The organism is Pseudomonas sp. HD57-3 (genome assembly GCF_056113135.1).
The window spans coordinates 3,060,145-3,081,841 of the sequence record NZ_CM148568.1 but is presented as its reverse complement, the minus strand read 5'-3'; the positions used below and the strand labels follow the sequence as shown (position 1 = coordinate 3,081,841).

Below are 21,697 nucleotides of genomic sequence, written 5' to 3'. Positions count from 1 at the left end.
TAGTCGTGAAAACGGGCGCCTACAATTGGCTGCCCGGCGATCTCACCGGACACGCATTAAGCCAGGATTAGCAGCAGAAAATGATGCAGCAGGCGCCCGATCACCTAACCTCAATGTTTGTGTGATCAACCGGAATCGGCCAGTCCCATGCGTAATGCATTGAAGTCATTGATGTTCGTCGCTCTGCTCGTGCTCGGTTCGGGGTTCGTGGCGGTGTCGGCTGCCGACTTGCCTGGCACTCCCGATGTCAGCACCGGCGCCCCGCTCCCCGGCGTCACGCAAAGCGATCTGCAGGCCTTGCAACTGCGCCTCGACGGCCTCAAGCAGCAGATCTCGTCCGCCAACAATTACAACCAGCTCGAAGGCCCGCAGGATCGGGTGCAGACGTTCATTCTGGACATCGATCGGCTGTCGGCGTCGCTGTTGCCGCAGCAGGCGCAACTGACCGTGCAACTGGGCGTACTCGGTGCCGCGCCGGCCGAAGCGGTGGCTGCCGAACAAGCCGATATCGCAGCGCAACGGGCGACGTTGATCGAACAGAAAACCAAAGTCGATACCGCACTCAAGAACCTCGCCACCCTCAAACAAAGCGCCACGGACCTGATCACCCAGATCGCCGGCATCCGCCGCACGTTACTCGAAAGCGAGCTGACGCTCAGCACTCACAGCATTCTGAATCCCGGCTTCTGGTCGCCTCTTGTCAATCCATCGGCCGATGACCGCCAGCGCCTGCGGTTTTTCGTCGAACAGGTGCAACAGACCGGCGCCGAAGCCTGGCAACCCGGCCAGCGCTTTTACACCGCCCTGCTGGTGGTGCTGGCCTTCATCGTCTGGACGCTGGGCCGGCGACTGGCCGACCGCTGGCTGGCGTGGGTGTGCATTCATCGCATGCCGGAGGGTCGGCTGCGCCGCAGTTCGCTGGCGTTCGCCTCGGCACTGGCGACACTCGCGACCACCGCCATCGCCCTGCAATTGCTGTACTACGCCTGCACCCGTCACGTGCCGTTGCCGCCGATGCTGGCGACGTTTTCCGATGAGTTCGAGAAGGTCGTTTACGCCTGCGTGCTGATCACCGGCCTTAGCCGCGCGTTGCTGTCCACCGAGCACCCGTCGTGGCGGCTGCCGGCGGTGGCCGACGAGGTCGCACACACGCTCCAGCCGTTCGCGCGGATTCTGGCTGCGACGCTGCTGGTGCTGGTGACGGCGGTGCAGGTCAGTAATGCCTCCGGGATGAGCAGCCAGATCGTAATTGCCGGCCGGGGCATCATTGCGCTGGTGGTGCTCGGCATCGTCACAACGTTGCTGATGCGTGTCGGCAGGGTCCGCAAGGTGTTGGCGGCGGCCGGAGACACGCAGGTGTCGGGCAACACCTTCGCCGGCGTGATTTACACCGTCGCCACCCTGGCGATGGTGCTGTCGTTCGGCGCCCTGCTGACAGGGTATGTATCGCTCGCGCGGTTCATCACCTACGAACTGGTGTGGGCGTTTATCGTGTTTTCCGGGTTTTACCTGCTGATGCAGTTGCTCAAGGACAGCTGCGAGTATTTCTTCTCACCCCGCCATTCAAGCGGCAAGGCGCTGAAACAACTGCTCGGCGTGGGTGATCGACGTCTCGAACAGGCCTCGACCCTGCTGGCCGGCTTCGGTCGGGCTGCGCTGTTGCTGTTGGCGGTCATCACGCTGTTTGTCGGCGGGATCGGCACCACCCTGGGCCAACTGGTCAACAACATCGGCACGATCCTCGGCGGCGCCGGCCTGCGCAAACTGAACATCGTCCCCGGTCATTTGCTCAACGCGATGCTGGCGCTGCTGATCGGCATCTACCTGATCCGCGCCCTGCGCCGCTGGCTCGACAACGAGTTCCTGCCCAAGACCGACATGGACCCGGGCATGTGCGCCTCGCTCAGCACGCTGTTTTCCAACATCGGTTATGCGGTGGTGATTCTGCTGACCCTGTCATCGCTGGGCGTGCAATGGACCAACCTGGCGTGGATCGTCAGCGCCCTGTCGGTGGGCATCGGTTTCGGCTTGCAGGAGATCGTGAAGAACTTCGTCTCCGGGCTGATCCTGCTCACCGAACGCCCGGTCAAGGTCGGCGACCTGATCAGCATCAGCGGCGTCGAGGGCGACATCCGCCGGATCAACGTGCGCGCCACCGAAATTCAGCTCAGCGACCGCTCGATCGTGATCGTGCCCAACTCGCAACTGATCTCGCAGAACCTGCGCAACGTCACCCTCGGCGGCAGCGCACAGGGCGTGGCGACGCTGGAGCTGATGTTCCCGCTGGATATCGACCCCGAACAGGTGCAGAACCTGCTGTTCGACACCTACAAGGAACACGAAACCATCCTCGAAAAACCGGCGCCGTTCGTGCGCTTCAGCAAGCTGACGCCAGACGGGATTACGTTGACGGTGACCGGGTATGTCGCCAGCCCGAGGATTGTCGGGACGACCAAGAGTGATCTGTTGTTCGAGATTCTCAAGCGGCTGGGGGCGGCGGGGATTGAGCTGGCGAAGCCGCCGAGTACCTGAGGAAAGATCGACTACCAGAGCACCTGTATGTGAAACGTGCAAAATCTCTTGCCTCAAGAGATCATGGGCACTACGCCACTATTCATAAGGACAGACTCTGTGGAAGCCTCAACGACCATCCGTAACATGATGGCCAACAACCGAATTGTTGTTCCTGCCTACCAACGCGCCTATGCCTGGGAAACGCCCACCGAAGGCTCAAGCCGTACCACGCAAACGGATGTGTTTCTCCACGACCTTGAGTCGTACCGGCGCAGCAAGACCCGAAGTCCCTATTACTTCGGCCACTTCCTGTTTGAGGAGACGCAAGGAGAGTTCAGGGTGATCGACGGTCAGCAACGTCTGACCACGATCAGCCTCTTCCTCGCAGCGCTATTTGCATGCCTGCAGAGCAAGCGGCCGCTCACCGAAGATGAACAGGACTGCTACAAGGACCTGATCAAGCGAGAAAGGCAAATCCGCTTCAAAACTGTCGACTATGACAATCAGGTCTATGTCGACTATGTGATCAACCAATCCAGGCAGGACATCCCGGTTTTACAGACCACCTCAGCCAATCGGCTGATCATGGCCTTCGATTACTTCAAGAGGATGTTGAGCGGCGAAACTGAAGAGTACATGACGGACATGCTAAGAATCGTTTCCCAAGCCTCATGCAGCACGCACCCTGTAAGGGATGAAGCTGAAGCGATTCAAATGTTCATTTTCCAGAATAATCGCGGAAAACGACCATCCAATCTGGAAGTGGTAAAAGCGCAGTTCATGTATGCCATCCACCTTCACGGAGAGGACCAACAACAAAAAGACAGCGTTATCGACGAGATCAAAAATCGCTTCGAGACCATTTACAAGTCGATATCGGCGGTTGAGTACAAAATCAATGAAGATGAAGTGCTGCAATTCACTCTCCGTGTTCACTTCAACTCCCTCTGGGAGAGCGGGGCATTGGACAGAGTAGAGAAAATGCTGGCCGGGCCCTCACCACTCGACTTCGTACAGGCGTTCACTGACTCCCTGGCCATCAGCTTTGAGCACTTATCGGTATTCTTTGGCGAGGACGAACAAAAAAATTTTCCGATCCATTCATTGGTGAGCCTTGGCGGGATCGCGATCGCACTGCCATTCATTTTAAAAGCCTATCGATTTGGTCTGAGTCTCTCTGACAAAAACAGGCTCTGCGTGGCTTTTGAGAGCCTTATCGTCCGTCATCGCCTGATTGGCACGCGTGCGGACGTTACCTCTCGCATCAATGATGTTTACGAGAATTTTTTAACCGAGAGCTCATCGATAATCCCCATCCTTGACCGGATCGAGCGACTGAAAACTGCGAGTGATTGGTGGTGGGCCTATTGGAACAACGAAAAACTGTTGGTTGTTCTGGATGGTGAAATCAACCACAGAATCGCGAAACATCTGCTGTGGAAATATGAAGTTCACCTTGAAGGGGATGGACACCGTGGCTATGCACAGCGGCGCTACAGTGACACTAAGCGACCCGAGTTGGAACACATCGCCCCTACTACCGAACCCTCGTCCCTACCCCACGGCTATGACACCTATGACGATACCTTCAAACATGAATACCTGAACTGCCTCGGTAACTATCTACTGCTTTCCAAATCCCATAACTGTGCAGTAGGCAACATTCCATTCAAGGAAAAGCTGAAAACCTACACCCATAACTTTCAACAGAGAGAGATCAATAGTTTTGTCAGCGATGGACGCGTCTGGGGGCAGGATGCAATTCAGGAGCGGCATGAAAAAATCGTTGCCGCACTGATGACGATGCTTTGAATGTGGAAATGAATCGGATCGGACTTCGACGACACTTCGAATGACCGCTTCCTGACCGACAGCCTCAGGCTACTACCTGAGGTTGACACGTCAGTTCAAGCGAAGTCAGGTCCCACAATTTCAGGATCACTGCCCTGCTACAGCGAAACGGGTTCAGACTTCAGTGGATTCAATCGATTCGGGGCCCGCTTCAGCCTCCAGCTTCAAGCGATCCGCCTTGCTGATGTACTTCGGTTTGTTGCTCTTGGGTGCCAGTTTGGCGTTGGCCTTTCTGGATTTTTCCTTAAAGAGCTGTTGCAGTTTTTTCTGACGGTTCATGGTGTTTTTTGGCCTGCTTGAAAGTGGTTGGATGATATCAGCGTTGGGCCTGCTTCACCCCAGCACGTCACTAATCCAGCGCACCTGCTGCTTCAGATCCTCCACCTTCTGCTCGCATACCCCATGCCGAGCCCGAGCGAAGTGGCTCAGCGTCTGCTGCTTGTGCCGCAACCGATGCTGCCACTTGCTGACAAACGCAGGACTGCGCGTCTGCAACTGCAGCGGCCCGAAGTACAGTTCTTCGGCGGTATAAGTCACCGGCTCGCCTCGCTCGGCTACGATGATTTCGTAGTCGAAGCGGTTTTCGTGCAGCACGTCTTCGCAGAGGATTCGATAGCCGTTGTCCATCAGCCATTGGCGCAGCGGTTGTTCGCCGCCGTTGGGTTGCAGGATCAGACGTTCGCGGCCGCTCAGGCGCGCCTTGCCGCCTTCGAGAATGTCGCGGATGGTCTCGCCACCCATGCCGCACACGGTAATTGCCGTGATCCCGTCCGCCGGCTCGACGGCCATCAAGCCATTGGCCAGGCGCACAGTGACCTGCTGCTCAAGATCGTTTTCGCGCACGGTGCGTTGTGCCGAACGGAACGGCGTCTCGGCCATCTCGCCCGCCACCGCCGCCGCGATCGCGCCACGGCGCATGAGGGCCACCGGCAGGTAGCCGTGATCCGAGCCGATATCGGCCAGCCGAGCACCGGCGGGCACGTGCGCCGCCACCCGCTCCAGGCGCATGGACAGTGTCTGTTCGTTCAACCACAACCCCTTTTACTCTGAACGCCCGGCGCTGGTGGCCGGAACGGGGCGCGATTCTGGGGGGCAACGGCGGGGATTTCAAATGCGTGTGGTCGGATTCGTCACTCAGCCCCGGATCAACCCGTTCTACGCGTCAACCATGCGCCCCAGAACAGACTGCTGAAAAAACGGGTGGCGTCACCGAATCCGGCCTCATGCAACAGCTCTTGAACCGCCGCCTCGGAATGGGGAGGATCGGCGCCCTGAAGGATTTTCCCCAGTTTGGCCTTTACCTCATCGGCGCTGGCACCGTTCTGGCGCCAGCGTTGTCCCCACGCTTCCAGCAGCAACGGCTGGCTGGCATACGCGTAGTGATTGCCGGCCACGATCAGCGGAGCACCCGGTTTCAAACGCGCCCGAATGGATTGCAGAAGCGCTCGCTTGGCCTCATCGCCTTCCAGATGATGCAGAACGCCGATCACCGTGGCGGCGTCGTATGACTCATCGGCCGGCAAATCATCGACCGGCCCCAGATGCAGACCCGTTCGTTCAAGCAAGTCATGCGACCGCAACTGCTCGGTCGCCGCCGCCAGCATCGGCTCGGACGGGTCAACCGCCATGAAACGCCAGCCTGGCTCCAGACTTCCCATCGCGATGATTTCCTGGGCGGTCCCGCCAGCGCCAACCGCCAGAATCCGCGCCGAACCGGCGTTACCGAGGCTGGCCGCCAGCATGCACGCGGCAAGGTCATGGCAAGCGTCATAGCCCGCCAGGGCAATTCGGCTTTGCTTGCCATAGTCATTGGCGCGGGAGGTGTCGAATTTTTCAGTAGAGGAAGCTTCAAGGGCATTTCTCCGTGTCCTTGAATCACCCTACGTCACGATGATCGATAATAGAAATTCATTGATTTTATGCGGTGCATTCCTGTCAGGAATGCGGAAGGCATCCCTGTGCCGTGCACGAACGAAATGACAGTTACGCCTGCGACCGCAGAATCAGTAAAGTGGCAACCCTGCACCCGGGCGACTACAGAAAGGATCAATGCGTGACATCTCCAAAGGACTGGTGGGACCGGCTCAGGAACAAACCCGTGACCGAGCACACTTGGGCAGATTATCGGCGTAACGAAGCGCTGGAACTGCTCGCGAATGCCAATGGCAGCGGTACGTGGATAGAACTCAGCACCCACTACAACGGGTTCGTCCGGGAAGTCGCGGTGAGGGAGCTCAGTTGCGATTGCTCGCCGCAGGCACTTGTAGCCCTGATAGAACGGCTCAACGATTGGGTGCCGCAGATTCGCGATCTGGCGTTGTCCGGGCTGAACAACTACCTGAATCCCACCCAGGCGCCCGCGTTGCTGTATGCGCTGGACTCAATCATGGCGCTGGCGGCGCGGCAGCGGGTTGATCACGCTCCCACCTACACCGCCGCACGCACTGTTCTTCAATCACCGGATATCCGCGATGAGGTCTTCGCAAACTTTCTCACGCGGCAAGGCAAAGCCGCGCGCTACCTGTTCAGTTTGCTGCTGGAAACGGATTTCGACCCGGAGAGACTCCTGCGTAGCGCCCTGGCTCATCGGGAGCTGACCGTAAGGTTGGCTGCGGTGTCGGTCTGTCAGGATCTGCCGCCAGCACAGGCTTCGCCTTTGCTGCTTGAGGCACTGGCGCGGCCGGGTGCCAAGGTACGAGTCAGCATACTGCGCGCCCTCCTTCCGCTGTCTGACGATCCAGTCCATCTGCTGCGATTGGCTTTGCTCGATCCTTCGCCCGCGATTCGCAGCCTGGCGCGTTGGGCAGCACCTCGTCACGGCGTCGATGCATCTGAGGTACTGGCGCAGCGGCTCAGCCTGGATTTCCCCACCCGCAAACGCGAATGGCTTGGCGTGCTGGGCCTGGCTGCCGAGCTGGAAATCAGACTCCAGAAGCACTGGCTTACTGAAGCGCTGAGCTCGATCTACCCCTCTGTGCGGCAGGCTGCGGTTCGCCTGCTGGGCGATGGAGATCTGCCGCAAATGCTCGGGGCGTTGAGTGATCCTTCGGAAAAAGTGTACCTCGCCGCCTACGCGCTATCGGACAAACAGCCTTGGGCCGTGCTGAACACCGGGGTCGCCGCAAAACTGGAGTGCGAATGGCATGACCTGCCCCCGCAACGCAGCTGGGCGATCTTGCGCTTGATGTCCAATTGGCAGCAGATCGCCTATCTGTTGAAACGGCTGGAGGCAGAACCCGTGGTTGAGACATTCTGGCTGCGGCAGGTGGATCTCTGGTGCGATCGCCAGTATCAGGTTGTCGACCCGGTCACCTCAAAAGACCAGCGCAGCGCGTTGGTGCAACAGCTCAGAGCGCTGGCCGCCAGCGGCCTTATCCAGAGTCCCAAGGTTGCGCTCTTTACCGATTGATGCCTGAACCGATCTAGACCAACACCGTCAACCAAGCCGACAGCAACAACAAAAACGCCAGCCCGGCATTCATGCGCCGCAATGCCCGTGGCGAGCCAAAGAACCGCGCACTGCCCACGCCCAGCAGCGCCCACGCCGTCATGCACGGCACGCAGACCATTAGAAAAACCGCCGACAACAGCAGCATCCGCGCGCTGTCGTCGCCGTTGCCGCCAAACACACTCACCACCGCCACGGCCATCATCCAGACCTTGGGGTTGATCAATTGCAGGCCGGCGGCGCCGAATACGTTGAAGCCGTTATCCCCTGCTGTCGCCGGGTCCAGCGACGGCGGCGAACTGCGAAAGATTTGCCACGCCAGCCAGCTCAACCACAACACCCCGGCCCAGGCCATCGCCTGCTGCACACGGGGATAGCGCAGCAAGGTTTCCCCCACGCCAAGCCCGACCACCAACACCACCAGCGCCGCCGACACACACGCGCCGAAGATGATCGGCACGGTGGCCGTCAGACCGCGCCGCGAGCTGTGGCTCATCACCAGAATATTGGTCGGCCCCGGGGTGATCGAGGCGACGAAGGAAAACAGCAGAAAAGGCAGCAACGATTCCATGACAGGACTCCCGGATCAGAACAGGAAGTCATGGTCGCGGTTGTGCGGGGTTCAGTCTGGAAGGTTTGAGCAGCGCTTGCGGTAATCCGCCGGCGTCAGGTGATAGGCACGGCGGAACCAGCGCCCGAGGTGGCTCTGATCGGCGAAACCGAGGGCGCTGGCGACGGTGGCGGGTGTTTCGCCGCGCGCCAGCAACTGGCGGGCGCGGGCCAGGCGCAGCTGAATCAGGTAGGCATGGGGCGCCAGTCCGAAAGCGACCTTGAAGGCCCGGGTCAGGCGAAAGCGATCAACTCCGCAGGTTTGGGCCACGTCGTCCAGCCCGATGTCCTCGAAGGCATGCGCATGCAGATAGTCCCGCGCCACCTGGGCCACCCGTGGCAGGCGCGGATCGAACGGTTGGCGTTTACGCCAGTCGAGGTGCGACGTCAGCGAACCGAGCAAGGTGTCGATGGCGGTCTGGCGCACGATGCGCAAGTCGCCTTGATGCAGGGCGTTGAAGGCCTGATTGATGGCGGTGGACAGGCGCGAATCCTGACTCAGGGTATCGGTGAACCCGAGTTGGCTGTTGTCCGGCGCATGCTCGAACAGCACGCGCAATTCGCGCTCCAGCCAGTGCGGGTCGAGGTAGAGCATGGAATAGGTGAAGCCCTCCTCCGTCGGCGCGTGCCCGTCGTGGATCTCCCCCGGTTCCAGCATGAAAATCTTGCCCGGCGTACTCAGATGCCGCACCCGCCGGCAATGAAACTGCTGCACGCCCTGCTCGGTGACGCCCACCAGAAAGCTGTCATGCCAGTGCGGATCGTAGGCGTGGCCCTGGAAATGGGCACGAATCGACTCGATCCCGGTGTCGGCATCCTGGGACAGCTCAATCCAGTTGCGTTTGTCCACGCAAGGCTCCGAAGGCAGTGTTGGTCGTTGAGGACGTCTACGTTACCGCGACTTTGGCGATCGGTTTAGAACATTTGTGCACGTGACCCACGCAAGCCACCCAGCAAATTTAATGAACCCTGAGTGGCATGCCCCACCTAAACCAATGACCATCAGGAGGTAGCCCATGCAACTTGAAACCACGTGGATCGTACTGGCCGTCGTTCTTTTGCTCATCGAATTGTGGGCGATCAACCGGGTGCGCAAGAGTGAGGGGAAAGCCAGCAACAAAGGCGTCTGGATCGTATTGATCGTGTTTGTGCCGCTGTTCGGGCTGATCGCCTGGGCGCTGGCCGGGCCCAAACACGTCACTCAGGCCTGAAACCCAACGCAAGCAAGAGCCCCGAACATTCGGGGCTTTTTGTTGGCCGCAGGTTTGTATCGCAGTGTGTACGAACGCCTCCCGGATACATGCCCGCGCATCAGCCCACGAAAACGGAAACAGCGCAGATACGTGGCCAGTCTTTAATGAACGCCAGATACGAAGGGTTCAGCCAGAACCCGGCCCTCGCCGATCATAAGGAGACTTGCCATGAAGCACGCACCACACGCCACCGTCACCACCGGGAAAAACCGTCGCCGCCTGCTGGGCTTGTCGATTCTCGCCACCGCGCTGCTGCAGTTCGGGGCCTTCGCTCAAGCGCAAACTTCAGCACCGGAGCCGATCAAGACCGAAGCCGCCAGCGTCAAGGCCGACCTGCCCTTCGGCCCGCTCAAGCATGTGAAGGCCGGCCTGCTGGACGTTGCCTACGCCGAAACCGGCCCGGCCAATGGCCCGGTGGTGATTCTGCTGCACGGCTGGCCCTATGACATTCACAGCTACGACGACGTTGCGCCGCTGCTGGCGGCCAAGGGTTATCGGGTGCTGATGCCGTACGCCCGGGGTTATGGCGACACGCATTTCCTGTCCGACAAGACTGTGCGCAACGGTCAACCGGCGGCGCTGGCCAGTGACGTGATCGATTTCATGGACGCGCTGAAGATCAAGCAAGCCGTGCTCGGCGGCTACGACTGGGGCGCGCGTTCGGCGGGCATCGTTTCGGCGCTGTGGCCGGAGCGGGTCAAGGCGCTGGTGTCGGTCAGCGGCTATCTGATCGGCAATCAGGCCGCCGGCAAGAATCCGCTGCCGCCCAAGGCCGAGCTGCAATGGTGGTATCAGTTCTACTTCGCCACCGACCGTGGTGAGGCCGGTTACACCAAGAACACCCATGATTTCGCCAAGCTGATCTGGCAACTGGCCTCACCGAAATGGGCCTTCGACGACGCCACCTTCGACCGCAGCGCCAAGGCGTTGCAGAACCCGGATCACGTCGCGATCACCGTGTTCAACTACCGCTGGCGCTTGGGTCTGGTGCAGGGTGAAAGCCAGTACGATGCGCTGGAACAGAAACTCGCCACCGCGCCGTCGATCAGCGTGCCGACCATTACCCTGGAAGGCGATGCCAACGGCGCACCGCACCCGGCGCCGGAGGACTACGCCAAACGCTTCACCGGCAAATACCAGTTCCGCCTGATCAACGGTGGCATCGGCCACAACCTGCCGCAGGAAGACCCGAAAGCCTTCGCTCAGGCGATCATCGACGCCGATCACCTCTGAAGGAGCACGCCAGACGGCTCGTCATTTGACGAGCCGTTTTTCTTTGGAAGGTCGATAACCGAAATAGGCGCTGTAGCACTTGCTGAAATGACTCGGCGACACGAATCCGCACGCCACCAGCACGTCCACCTGGGACAGCTCGGTGTGTTGCAGCAGACGCCGGGCCTCGGTGATGCGCAGTTCCATGTAATAACGCTGCGGCGTGGTGCCGAGTTGTTCTTTGAACAGCCGTTCCAGCTGACGTCGGGAGCGGCCGGCATACACCGCCAGTTGTTCCAGCTCCAGCGGTTCCTCCAGATTGGCGTCCATCAGCTTCACCACTTCACGCAACGGCGCGCTGACGCAGATGTTCTCGGTCGGTTTGATCCGCCGGTAACGCGATTCCTCGAACGCCAGAATGTCTTCGATGCCTTCGACCAGCGCCTTGTCGTGCAGGCCCTTGATCCAGTCCAGCGCCATGTGGAACGCGCCGGACGGACTGGACGCGGTCAGCCGGTCGCGGTCGATCACATAGGGTTCGCTGCTGACCTGCGTCGCCTTGGAAATCTCCGCCAGCGCCGGCCGATGCTCCGGGTGAATCGCACAGCGATAACCTTCCAGCACCCCTGCCCGGCCCAGGAACCACGCGCCGTTCCACAACCCAGCCAGTATCACGCCAGCCTCGGCGGCCATTTTCAGCAGGTTGATGAACTCGTCGCTCGCCTTCAATTCCGTGCGGTAACCGCCGCAGATCACCAGCAGATCCAGCTCCTGCAGCACGCTGGTTTCCAGCCGCGAATCCGGGCGGATCACCAGCCCAAGGTCGCTGATCACTTCGCCGTCGCTCAAGCCGAAAGTTCGCGTGGAAAACAGACCGGGGCGCAGCAGATTGGCGGTGACAAGGGTGTCCAGCGCCTGGGTGAAGGCCGGCAGGGAAAAATTCTCCAGCAGCACGAACCCGGTGCGGGTCATGCGTCCCGGCCCGCTGGCGGGCTCGTTCAGGTAGCGAAGGTTCTTGCCCTTCATGCCACCGCTGAATTGGCGTCGTTCGATCAAGGTGTGGTCCATCGTTTCGTTGTTATGGCGCCATGCTAACTGGCGCCGCAGCAAATTACTCGCAAACGACGCTAGCACTGCACGGAACGATCAGCCTGAACGAATGTGCCTGCGTCCCAACGTCGCAGGCCCGGCACCTTGGCAAACGCCACACAAGGCTTAAAATCGCGCCTCCTCTTGCAGTCGCCCGAACGGCGCCTGCCCGCAGCCATGACAACCCTCAGGTTTGAACAGCCGGCCACTTTCACGAAGTGCGCCAGGCTCAATCGTCCTGCCCGTTCGGCGGTCGTTTGTCTTCAACACACTTCGGCTTGGCACTCGCATGCGCAGAGGCGCACGTTCCGCTGTTCGATCACTTGAGGTTTTTATGACACCGCGTTTGCTGGCCATGGCGCTGGCGCCCCTGCTCGGGCTATTCATTGTTGCCCTGGGCAACGGCTTTCTGTCTTCTTTGACCACCCTGCGCCTGGGCGCTGCCGGCGAATCGGCAACGATGATCGGCATCGTGTCCTCGGCCTATTTCATCGGCCTGACGCTTGGCGCGATCTTCAACGACCGGCTGATCCTGCGCATCGGCCACATCCGCGCCTACAGCAGCTTCGCCTCGCTGATCGCCGCGACCATCCTGCTGCAAGGGCTGTTTTATGACACCTGGGGCTGGGTCGTCCTGCGTCTGATCAACGGCTGGGCCACGGTCGGCGTGTTTCTGGTGATCGAGAGCTGGCTGCTGCTGGCCGGTGACGCGAAGATTCGCGGTCGTCTGCTGGCGCTGTACATGATCGTCCTCTACGGCGCCGGCGTGCTGGGTCAGGCATTTTTGGGAAAAATAACCGGGCTGGGCGACACGGCGCCGTTCATGGTTGCCGGCATGCTCGCGACCTTGTCGGTGCTGCCGATCGTGATCCTGCCGCGCGTATCGCCGTTGCTGGAACAGGTCGAACCGCTCAAGCCACGGGCCTTGCTCGGCGTATCGCCCACCGGACTGGTCGGCTGCTTCGGCTCCGGCGTCACCATCGCCGCGATCTACACCCTGCTGCCGCTGTACCTGCAACGCATCGGCCTGAACGTCGGCGAAGTCGGCAGCATGATGGCCTGGACGATCCTCGGCGCGATGCTGCTGCAGTACCCGGTCGGGCGCTGGTCCGACCGCAAGGATCGCCTGCAAGTGCTGACCGTGCTGTGCGCCGCGTGCACCGTGCTGTCGCTGGTGATCGTGCTGGTGCCGCTGTCCTCGGCCATGCTCGCGGCGATGCTGTTCCTGTTGGGTGGCGGCGTGTTCGCGTTGTACCCGGTGGCGGTCAGCCACGCTGCCGACCGTGCGCCGGTCGAAACCCTGGTGCCAATGATTCAGGGAATGTTGCTGATCAACTCGCTGGGCTCGGCGATGAGCCCGCTGCTGATCTCGCCGGCGATGAACGCTCACGGCGAAACCGGCCTGTTCTGGGCCTTCGCGCTGGTCAACCTGGCCATGGTGACGTTCTTCTTCTGGCGTCGTGGCAAGCGTCCGGTGCCGGCCAATCCGGCGCCGTTTGCGGCGGCAGCGACCTTCTCACCAACCGGCGCCGAACTGCGGGTGACCGAAGATCTGCGTCAGGCCGCACAGGATCATCCGCCGATGGTCGATGCGTTGAGTGGCGAAGCAGCGCCGCAAACAGGATCGCGCTACGAAGCCAGTTGAGTTTCTGGCGGGCATAAAAAAACCGGTGACTTTCGTCACCGGTTTTTTATTGCCTGCTAATCAGTGTGGAGCCCGAGGAATGGTCTTCATCAGATCCTCAGGGCTGATATGCCCCACCACACTGCCCGGCTGCGGCAGATTCAGGATGTGGCCCTTCATCTTGCCGATCACGTGCATCTCGCACGGTTTGCAGTCGAACTTCAGGGTCAGCACTTCGTCGCCGTGGATCAACTGCATCGGCGCGACTTTGGTCTTCACGCCGGTCACGCCTTTGGCCTGTTTCGGGCACAGGTTGAAGGAGAACCGCAGGCAGTGCTTGGTGATCATCACCGGCACTTCACCCGCCTCTTCGTGGGCCTCGTACGCCGCGTCGATCAGCTTCACGCCGTGACGGTGGTAGAAGTCGCGAGCCTTCTGGTTGTAGACGTTGGCCAGGAACGACAGGTGCGCCTCCGGGTACACCGGCGGTGGCGTAGTTTCGGCCTTGCGCCCGCCACGTGGGTGAGCGGCGACGCGGGCGGCAGTCAGCGCTTCGATCACTTCGCGGCGCAACGACTTGAGCTGCGAGTTCGGGATGAAGAACGCTTGCGGCGCATCGAGTTTGATCGAGGTCGCGTGGTACTCGGTGGTGCCGAGCTGGCCGAGCAGGTCGTGCAAGGTGTCCAGCGCCTGTTCCGGTTTGTTGGCGACGCCGAACGGGCCTTCCAGCGCAACGCTGGCGCTGATGCCCTCTTCGCTGGTCACGGTCAGTTCCAGACGCTCTTCACGCAGCTTCGCCAGCCAGCTCACGCCGATCCGACGCTCGGCGGAGGTCTTGAGCAAGGCCTGCTGCCAGTTGTGGTCGAGGTTGCGGTTCAGTGGGTGGTTCGGGCGCAGCTTGTACAGGCCTTCCGGCATTTCGTTCGGCTCGACGCGGTAGCGGTAGCGCTTCTCGCCTTCTTCCTCGAACTCGCCCTTGGCTTCGGCGATGTTGGCGCGGAAACCCACCACTTCGCGCTTGACCAGCACGTTGAGACCGTCGCCGTTGGACAGCGGCTCGTGAGTGATGACCTGCATGTCACGCTTGCCGACTTTCTCGACCGTGCCCACCGCCAGACCGGTGAAGGTCGGCGAATCGAACGCGCCGATGTCGATCTTGCGCTCGCTGACGAAGTAGTCGGTGCTGCCACGGTGGAAGGTCTTTTCCGGGTCCGGCATGAAGAAATGCGCGGTGCGGCCGCTGGAAGCGCGGGCCAGGTCCGGACGGTCGTTGAGCACGTCGTCCAGGCGCTGGCGGTAATAGGCGGTGATGTTCTTCACATAGCCCATGTCCTTGTAGCGACCTTCGATCTTGAACGAACGCACACCGGCCTCGACCAGTGCGCGGATGTTGGCGCTCTGGTTGTTGTCCTTCATCGACAGCAGGTGTTTTTCGTAGGCGATCACGCCACCCTTTTCGTCTTTCAGGGTGTACGGCAGACGGCAGGCCTGGGAGCAGTCGCCCCGGTTGGCGCTGCGCCCGGTCTGCGCGTGGGAAATGTTGCACTGACCGGAAAACGCCACGCACAACGCGCCGTGGATGAAGAACTCGATGGCGGCATCGGTTTCATCGGCGATCGCGCGGATTTCCTTGAGGTTCAGTTCACGGGCCAGAACCAGTTGCGAGAAACCGGCCTGATCGAGGAACTTGGCCCGCTCAAGGGTGCGAATGTCGGTCTGGGTGCTGGCGTGCAGCTCGATGGGTGGAATGTCCAGCTCCATCACGCCCAGGTCCTGGACGATCAGCGCATCGACGCCGGCGTCGTACAACTGATGGATCAGCTTGCGCGCCGGCTCCAGTTCGTTGTCGTGCAGGATGGTGTTGATGGTGGTGAAGATGCGCGCGTGATAGCGACGGGCAAATTCCACCAGTTCGGCGATTTCGCTCACCTCGTTGCACGCGTTGTGGCGCGCACCGAAGCTCGGGCCGCCGATGTACACCGCGTCGGCGCCATGCAGGATGGCCTCGCGGGCGATGGCCACGTCACGGGCGGGGCTGAGCAGTTCCAGGTGATGTTTGGGCAAGGACATATGTTTTTTTAGTCAGGCTGTCACGGTTGAGGCGCGCATTGTACCTGCGAAAGGCCTGACCGGCACGCATGGGGCGATGTGATGCAGGAAGTCGCTAGCACAGTTTCGAGGATGGCATAACTGTAAGTTCTGTCAGTTGTTGAACCGAGTTATATAAAGCACGCTTCCGCCAGGCGTTCCGATGTGCTTTAGCGCCTGGTGTACTTACTGACTTACAAAACAAAGGTATATGACAATGGATAGCCAATATTACAAGGCACTCAACATCGATAAGGAGACAATGAAAGGCGAAAACGCCTATACAGTCATTAACAATTCTTACACCGCTAATTTCACTCCCCCATTCCCGAATATAGAGGATCCGTTTGTAGCCACCGCGTTTGCCTATGCTTCATTGAGTGATGGCTACTTCACCCTCATGGGACGCATTCCATTCCCCGAAGTTCTTGTGCAAATTACGTTCCGCGTACCTTGTTCGATGAAAGACGGAACGCACCAGATTGTTGAATATGACAAGGGAGTTTCGGCCGTTTTTATTAACGGCTATGTAGGAATAATTAATGTAAAAGAAGGTGAAATCACATTCAAAAGAGACAAGGTGAAGAAAACCATTGAAGCAAACTTTAAAATGTCCATCCCGTACAAACACGAAGAGGAGGAAACAGAAGAATATCTCGCCGAGGGGAAAATTTTTCTGAACGTTACAGGTCCGCTTTGTGGGGAAAGTTAATCAAGGTTGTGTTAGAGGAAACCGAAGCGCTGCCGAACCTTGAATATCCCCGTTCGGCGCACGCTTCTTTTTTTGCGGCGTGAATCAGGCCTTGGCAGCCATCGCAGTCACTTCCACCTTCATCCCTTCAACCGCCAGCGCCGCCACGCCTACCGCCGCGCGCACCGGCCAAGGTTTGGCGAAGTAGCGCTTGTACACCTCGTTGAACGCAGCGCGATCAGCCATGTCGGTCAGGTAGATGGTCAGGTGCAGCACGCGGTCCATCGAACTGCCGGCCTTTTCCAGCGCGACTTTCAGCGCCTGCAACGTGCATTCGCTTTGCGCGGTGACGTCGCCCAGTTCCAGGCTGCCGTCGGCACGGGTCGGAATCTGGGTCGACATCAGGATGCCGTTGAATTCGGTGACGTCCGAAGAGATCGAGTCTGCATCCGGATCCGGGGTGTAGGTGATGTCTTGGTTGGCCATGGGAAAGTCCTTCGCTGGCAGTGAGGACGGCGCCATCGCGCGCCGTTTCGGGCGGCCAGTTTACAGACACGCTCGCCGGTTGGAAGACCAGACATCGAGTGTCAGCCGTGCGCCAGTATCCGCCGCAGCTCCAGCGCATTGCCGATTGCCGCGCCGCTGGCGGTATTGTCGAAGATGCACCAAGTGTCGACGCCATCAATAGCCGCCACCCGCAAATCGCCGGCGAGCCTTTCCAGATACACCGAGTCATAGGGGCTGTAATAAATGCGCGGCGAACCGTGCAGCCGCCAATAACGCACGCTGGGCCAGCCGCGCGGAGCCGCATCGGTGCTGATTCGCGAGGGATCGACCACCGCTTGCGCGATGCGGTACGCCATCAACAACATTTCGGCGGCGGCCCAGGACTCGTGACGCGGCTCCAGCACCACAGCCCCGGAATAGCGCTGGCGCAACTCGACGAAAAAGACCTCTGCAACTGCTTCGTCGAACGCCAGCGACGGCGGCAACTGCAGCAGCAGGCAACCCAGGCGATCGCCCAGCCCCGCGCACTGTTCAAGAAATGCATCGAGCTCCTGTTCGCAGTCCCGCAGGCGCCGCTCATGGCTGATCGACTTGGGCAGCTTCACGCAAAAACGAAACCCGTCCGGCACCGACTCGGCCCATCGGGCGTAGGTTTGGGGTTTGTGCGGACGGTAGAAGGAACTGTTTATTTCCACGCCATTGAGGTGTGCGGCATAGCGTTGCAGGTGGGTGCCCTGCTCCGGGAATGTCGGCCAATATTCGCGGGGCAAGCTCCAACCCGCGCAGCCGATGAAGATCGACGACGCACTCAAAACAGCACCTTGCCCGCTTCGCGCATGAAGATTTCAACGGTTTTCGGGCCGATGCCGTCGAAGGCTTGCAAACGCTTTTCGAAATCCTGGAGGTCGGCGCTCGCCTCGACCATGTTCATTACGCGTCCGGCGTACTCGTCATTCAGTTTGGCAGCCAGCGCCAGCAGTCGCTCGGCGGTGGTTTCGTCGTAACGCACGTAATGCGCCTGGCCGAGCATTTGCACCAGTTCGCGGTGGGTGCAATGGCCGAGTTTGCGCGGCGTATCGCGCTGGTGTTGGTCGACTATCACTCGGTAGGCTTCGGCGGCAATCTCGGCCTGGATTCGTTTGCCCATCAGGAAACTGGCGAGCAGCCATTTGAACAGCGCTGATTCGCTCAACGGGTGGAGGCTGATATGCAAGTCTTCGGCGCTGATGGTTTTGGTCATGCAGTTTTAGAGCGAGGGGCGGCGTGATGAGTGCGAGGCTGGCGACGAATGGCCCGGAGGTGTGAAGCGTGAGGCGTCTCCTCGTTGGGTGATGGTAGATAAACAGGTTTGGATCGCGCTGTTTAAAGACATGTCGGAATGCGTCCGGATGCCTACAAATCCTTGCGCCAGAGCCTACCGCTACGCCAGAATCCGCCGGCTTGTGCGCCTTGGGGTCGGCCGGTAACTTGGATCGGGTCACTGATTTCCAGTGATCGGGTTTAGCAGCCCGTCGAGTCAAGCCGTACAAGCCTCTATCAAATCAGTTATCTCTGAGCTTGATGGTGGCTGTGCGCAGGGCACCTTCGGGTGCGCCGATTGCTTGGCTCATCGGTCTGCTAACCTGCGCGCAGCTGCCACCCTAATTCGTTTAGCAGCGAGATGGTTGCAGCCTCACTCCTTAGAGAGGTTAGAGCCAATGATCAAAATAACTCCGAATCCCCCGGTCACCGAACCGGCCAGCATCACCGACCCAACCTCCCCCTACGAATGCCCTGACTCCAAGAGATTCAACGAAGCCGCCAACCGCGCCCTCGACTACCACCTCGGCCCGATATCAGCCCACATGATGGCCGCGCCCTACTACCCCAACCGCCTCTACCAGGCCAACCCGGCCAGCAACAACGAATCCCTGCTCGCCGACGCCGTCGAAACCTTGGGCTCGGCCAACGTCATGCTCAACAACTTCGTCGACCTCCTCGAAGGCCCCCACCGCAAGACCGCACAAGGCATCGCGCAGATCGTTATGCTGGCGGAACTGGCGGTCAATCAGGTGCTGGATAACGTTGTGCCGACGGAATAATTCGCAGCGGCGAAGCTTATCTTCGCTAACACATAACATCAAAGGGGACGATTAAATAAATCTGTCCCCTTTGATTAAACTCTATCATTCAGTACGTAAATGTGCACACCGTGGTTTGCTGCATTGGCAAACTCACACTTGAACCTAAATTCATGAAAACTCCCGTCGAGCAGGTATCCGGATACCCTACACCACCGTAATAAGTGCTCCACCCCGAGCTTGTGTCATTGACCTCGAATGATAAATCCGGGCCGTTTACAAAATTTCCAGCATTCGCACATGCTGCATTAATTTGATCCAAGGTTGCCGCGGTCCTCAACCCTTTTAATAGCCGAGACTCAGGTCCAGGGCACAACGTTAAAGGTTGCGATATCGCGACAGATCTGGCCGAATTAACTCGTGGCTGCCGACCAGGTGTTATTTGAATTTTTATCGATTTAACAGGGCGCGCAATCGTACCTGCCCAGCTGCAATTTGCTTGAACACCACCCTCTGCAACTTCGGTTATAGTGATTGTTCTGATAGTTTCGTTTGCATTCCATTTGACGGCCGGCGGCGTGCAACCAATCGCAAATGCCGCAGCGGGTAACATACTGAAGACTATCGCCGGTAAAATCACTCGAACAAAAGCGTAAAATTTTAGGTTCATAGTGGTCACCTTCATGAACTTATCCTCACATTCAAAATATGTGAAAGAAAGGGGACAGATTTATTTTCCAACCCCGCCTACCAAAAGTATCAACACAAACATCCACAACCGCACCTGACAGAAATGACAGTTTTTAATACTTATTCAGAACAACCAAAATCCTGAACAGCCATAAGAAACGTTGGACGCGGACTCATTTAATTAATCCCCTCAGCTCAGACGGATACATTCCCTGACAGATCCCGCCAGCCCCAGCTTCGCCACCTTCTAAACTTCATCTGTCAAAACAAGGACGTAGGAACACTCATGCCCAGAACGGGACGCATCGTGCTACCGCACTACCCGCACCATATCGTGCAGCGCGGCCACAACAGACAGGTCGTTTTCGCTGAGCCAAGAGATTTCGAGCGCTATCTCTCTGACCTATGCGAGCTCAAGGAAGCATTGGGTATAAAAGTTTATGCCTACTGCCTGATGACCAATCATGTGCACCTGCTGCTCGCCCCAGGGGAATCAACGTCCAGCCTTGGACAGCTCATGAAAGCCCTCGCCGCAAGGATGACTCGGTATCGCAACAAGGTTGAGGGGCGGACTGGCACGCTGTGGGAAAGTCGCTACAAATCCAGCGTTGTTCAATCCGACACCTATCTATTGGCTTGCAGTCGCTACATCGAGTTAAACCCCGTAAGAGCCCACATGGTGGCGCGTGCGGAAGACTATCGCTGGTCGAGTTCTGCGCTACGCGTGAACGATTTTTCAGAAAATACCTGGCTGGACAAAGACCCTTGCTTCCTGGAACTAGGACCTAACGATTCCATCCGGCGTGAGCGCTATAAGTCATTTGTTGAAATGGCTACACCCACCAATGAATTGCAACTCATCAGAGGTGCACCGCAGCGCGGCCAACTGACTGGTGACATGAGATTCGTCGACGAAATCGAAAAGATCACCGGAAGATGTATTCAATTCAGAGAGCGAGGACGGCCAGAGAAAAGTGCTTAAAATCAAAAGGGGACGATTAAATAAATCTGTCCCCTTTTTTCTTTACTTCATCATTAGTAAAAACTCATTGATCTGTTCGAATATTTTTTGCGACCTTCTCCATCGTTCCATGCGCCTCGAAAAATACGACCTGTCCATTTTTAAGCGCTCCCCCAAATATCACATCTACATTGGTAAAAATATGCGGATCCGCATACCCCTTTACGTTAGGCGTAACTAACCCAGTATACGAACCGTCGGGAAACGTGACTAACGCCCCTACCGTTCCAGAAATCCTAGTAGCCATCATCCGCCTCACTCTACTAACAAAGGTTAAAGAAAATTCAAAGGGGCAGGTTTATTTTCCACTCCCTTTCCACGAAAAAAGCGAAAAAAGGGGACAGATTTATTTTCCACTCCCTTGACAGATAAAAGTATCAACACAAAAATCCAAAATCGCACCTGATAGAAATAACAGTTTTTAATACTTATTCAGAACAAACGAAATTCTGAATAACGATAAGGAACGGAGGACGCGGACTCATTTAATTCATTCTCTCCCCAAACCAGCCAAACCCTCTCCGCCACTGCCCACATCCGCCCCCACTGGATATCCCCCCAATCCCAATTATGCTCAATGAAACCCCGCCCTCCCGCGCGGGGCGGTGATTCTGTGCACGCTCCACGAAACACCTGATACGGCATCCGCCACAGGCCTCGGGTACGCGACGTTGATGAAGTGCTCCGGCCTACAAAAACAAGCACGACGGAGAACACCCATGGCAGTACTCGACAGCATGTCCACCGGCAGCGCGCCGCCCACTAACCACAGCATCAGCCGCGAAAGAAAGGGGACAGATTTATTTTCCAACCCCACCTACCAAAAGTATCAACACAAACATCCACAACCGCACCTGACAGAAATGACAGTTTTTAATACTTATTCAGAACAACCAAAATTCTGAACAGCCATAAGGAACGTTGGACGCAGACTCATTTAATTAATCCCCCCTGCTCAGACGGATACATTCCCTGACACATCCCGCCAGCCCCAGCTTCGCCACCTTCTAAACTTCATCCGTCAAAACAAGGACGTAGGA

21 protein-coding genes are annotated in these 21,697 nt (G+C 58.5%); 10 read left to right on the top strand and 11 right to left on the bottom strand.

Translation table 11 applies throughout. From position 1 onward, the window contains the following. Positions 1 to 147 precede the first annotated feature (147 nt). Both AC0R79_RS13770 and AC0R79_RS13765 read left to right on the top strand, forming a co-directional pair. Complete coding sequence (locus AC0R79_RS13770) at positions 148 to 2,532, top strand: DUF3772 domain-containing protein (protein ID WP_474734884.1); 2,385 nt, start codon at positions 148 to 150, stop codon at positions 2,530 to 2,532. A 99-nt stretch (positions 2,533 to 2,631) separates the two neighbouring features. Continuing rightward, positions 2,632 to 4,326, top strand: a complete 1,695-nt coding sequence (locus AC0R79_RS13765; RefSeq protein ID WP_474734882.1) for a DUF262 domain-containing protein — start codon at positions 2,632 to 2,634, stop codon at positions 4,324 to 4,326. Between the two features lie 153 nt (positions 4,327 to 4,479). Here the strand turns inward: AC0R79_RS13765 and AC0R79_RS13760 are convergent, their stop codons facing one another. The 3 genes from AC0R79_RS13760 to AC0R79_RS13750 form a co-directional block, all read right to left on the bottom strand. Next, complete coding sequence (locus AC0R79_RS13760; protein WP_474734880.1) at positions 4,480 to 4,644, bottom strand: DUF2986 domain-containing protein; 165 nt, start codon at positions 4,642 to 4,644, stop codon at positions 4,480 to 4,482. 54 nt (positions 4,645 to 4,698) lie between these two features. Then, positions 4,699 to 5,394 carry a tRNA (adenine(22)-N(1))-methyltransferase gene (locus AC0R79_RS13755; RefSeq protein WP_474734878.1) on the bottom strand — a complete coding sequence of 232 codons (696 nt, stop codon included), beginning with the start codon at positions 5,392 to 5,394 and terminating at the stop codon, positions 4,699 to 4,701. A 116-nt stretch (positions 5,395 to 5,510) separates the two neighbouring features. Further along, complete coding sequence (locus tag AC0R79_RS13750) at positions 5,511 to 6,107, bottom strand: class I SAM-dependent methyltransferase (RefSeq protein ID WP_474734877.1); 597 nt, start codon at positions 6,105 to 6,107, stop codon at positions 5,511 to 5,513. A gap of 356 nt (positions 6,108 to 6,463) precedes the next feature. Here AC0R79_RS13750 and AC0R79_RS13745 point away from each other — a divergent pair, with 356 nt between their 5' ends. Continuing rightward, complete coding sequence (locus tag AC0R79_RS13745) at positions 6,464 to 7,774, top strand: PBS lyase (protein WP_474734875.1); 1,311 nt, start codon at positions 6,464 to 6,466, stop codon at positions 7,772 to 7,774. 13 nt (positions 7,775 to 7,787) lie between these two features. On the opposite strand, the gene AC0R79_RS13740 is transcribed toward AC0R79_RS13745, so the two are convergent. Beyond that, positions 7,788 to 8,384 (bottom strand): LysE family translocator, encoded by a 597-nt coding sequence (locus AC0R79_RS13740; RefSeq protein ID WP_474734874.1) that lies wholly within the window; start codon positions 8,382 to 8,384, stop codon positions 7,788 to 7,790. A gap of 51 nt (positions 8,385 to 8,435) precedes the next feature. Continuing rightward, positions 8,436 to 9,272 carry an AraC family transcriptional regulator gene (locus AC0R79_RS13735; protein WP_127797886.1) on the bottom strand — a complete coding sequence of 279 codons (837 nt, stop codon included), beginning with the start codon at positions 9,270 to 9,272 and terminating at the stop codon, positions 8,436 to 8,438. 166 nt (positions 9,273 to 9,438) lie between these two features. On the opposite strand from AC0R79_RS13735, the gene AC0R79_RS13730 reads away from it, so the two are divergent. Then, complete coding sequence (locus AC0R79_RS13730) at positions 9,439 to 9,633, top strand: PLDc N-terminal domain-containing protein (RefSeq protein ID WP_007955366.1); 195 nt, start codon at positions 9,439 to 9,441, stop codon at positions 9,631 to 9,633. A 210-nt stretch (positions 9,634 to 9,843) separates the two neighbouring features. Beyond that, entirely contained in the window at positions 9,844 to 10,908 is a 1,065-nt protein-coding gene (locus AC0R79_RS13725; RefSeq protein WP_474734872.1) for an alpha/beta fold hydrolase, read from the top strand. Positions 10,909 to 10,929: 21 nt separating this feature from the next. On the opposite strand, the gene AC0R79_RS13720 is transcribed toward AC0R79_RS13725, so the two are convergent. After that, on the bottom strand, positions 10,930 to 11,955 hold the full coding sequence (locus AC0R79_RS13720; protein ID WP_474734871.1) for a GlxA family transcriptional regulator: 1,026 nt from the start codon (positions 11,953 to 11,955) through the stop codon (positions 10,930 to 10,932). 355 nt (positions 11,956 to 12,310) lie between these two features. Here AC0R79_RS13720 and AC0R79_RS13715 point away from each other — a divergent pair, with 355 nt between their 5' ends. After that, positions 12,311 to 13,621, top strand: coding sequence for an MFS transporter (locus AC0R79_RS13715; protein WP_129972612.1), 1,311 nt, complete (start codon positions 12,311 to 12,313; stop codon positions 13,619 to 13,621). Positions 13,622 to 13,681: 60 nt separating this feature from the next. Here the strand turns inward: AC0R79_RS13715 and AC0R79_RS13710 are convergent, their stop codons facing one another. Next, on the bottom strand, positions 13,682 to 15,670 hold the full coding sequence (locus AC0R79_RS13710) for a peptidase U32 family protein (protein WP_474734869.1): 1,989 nt from the start codon (positions 15,668 to 15,670) through the stop codon (positions 13,682 to 13,684). A 235-nt stretch (positions 15,671 to 15,905) separates the two neighbouring features. On the opposite strand from AC0R79_RS13710, the gene AC0R79_RS13705 reads away from it, so the two are divergent. After that, a complete protein-coding gene (locus AC0R79_RS13705; protein ID WP_474734867.1) occupies positions 15,906 to 16,400 on the top strand; it encodes a hypothetical protein in 495 nt (164 codons plus the stop codon). An 84-nt stretch (positions 16,401 to 16,484) separates the two neighbouring features. Here AC0R79_RS13705 and AC0R79_RS13700 read toward each other — a convergent pair whose 3' ends face one another. The 3 genes from AC0R79_RS13700 to AC0R79_RS13690 form a co-directional block, all read right to left on the bottom strand. Beyond that, a complete protein-coding gene (locus AC0R79_RS13700) occupies positions 16,485 to 16,865 on the bottom strand; it encodes a RidA family protein (protein ID WP_007955413.1) in 381 nt (126 codons plus the stop codon). Between the two features lie 101 nt (positions 16,866 to 16,966). Beyond that, positions 16,967 to 17,698, bottom strand: coding sequence for a DUF72 domain-containing protein (locus tag AC0R79_RS13695; RefSeq protein WP_375746912.1), 732 nt, complete (start codon positions 17,696 to 17,698; stop codon positions 16,967 to 16,969). Next, positions 17,695 to 18,126, bottom strand: a complete 432-nt coding sequence (locus AC0R79_RS13690; RefSeq protein ID WP_474734866.1) for a DNA methylase — start codon at positions 18,124 to 18,126, stop codon at positions 17,695 to 17,697. The genes AC0R79_RS13695 and AC0R79_RS13690 overlap by 4 nt, the downstream gene beginning before the upstream one ends. Positions 18,127 to 18,583: 457 nt before the next feature. On the opposite strand from AC0R79_RS13690, the gene AC0R79_RS13685 reads away from it, so the two are divergent. Further along, entirely contained in the window at positions 18,584 to 18,967 is a 384-nt protein-coding gene (locus tag AC0R79_RS13685; protein ID WP_127797880.1) for a DUF6124 family protein, read from the top strand. A gap of 88 nt (positions 18,968 to 19,055) precedes the next feature. Here AC0R79_RS13685 and AC0R79_RS13680 read toward each other — a convergent pair whose 3' ends face one another. Beyond that, a complete protein-coding gene (locus AC0R79_RS13680; RefSeq protein WP_127797879.1) occupies positions 19,056 to 19,631 on the bottom strand; it encodes a hypothetical protein in 576 nt (191 codons plus the stop codon). Between the two features lie 291 nt (positions 19,632 to 19,922). Here AC0R79_RS13680 and AC0R79_RS13675 point away from each other — a divergent pair, with 291 nt between their 5' ends. Together AC0R79_RS13675 and AC0R79_RS13670 are read left to right on the top strand one after the other, a co-directional pair. Continuing rightward, a complete protein-coding gene (locus AC0R79_RS13675) occupies positions 19,923 to 20,618 on the top strand; it encodes a transposase (RefSeq protein WP_375746909.1) in 696 nt (231 codons plus the stop codon). A 758-nt stretch (positions 20,619 to 21,376) separates the two neighbouring features. Then, a complete protein-coding gene (locus AC0R79_RS13670) occupies positions 21,377 to 21,562 on the top strand; it encodes a hypothetical protein (protein ID WP_474734863.1) in 186 nt (61 codons plus the stop codon). Positions 21,563 to 21,697 lie beyond the last annotated feature (135 nt).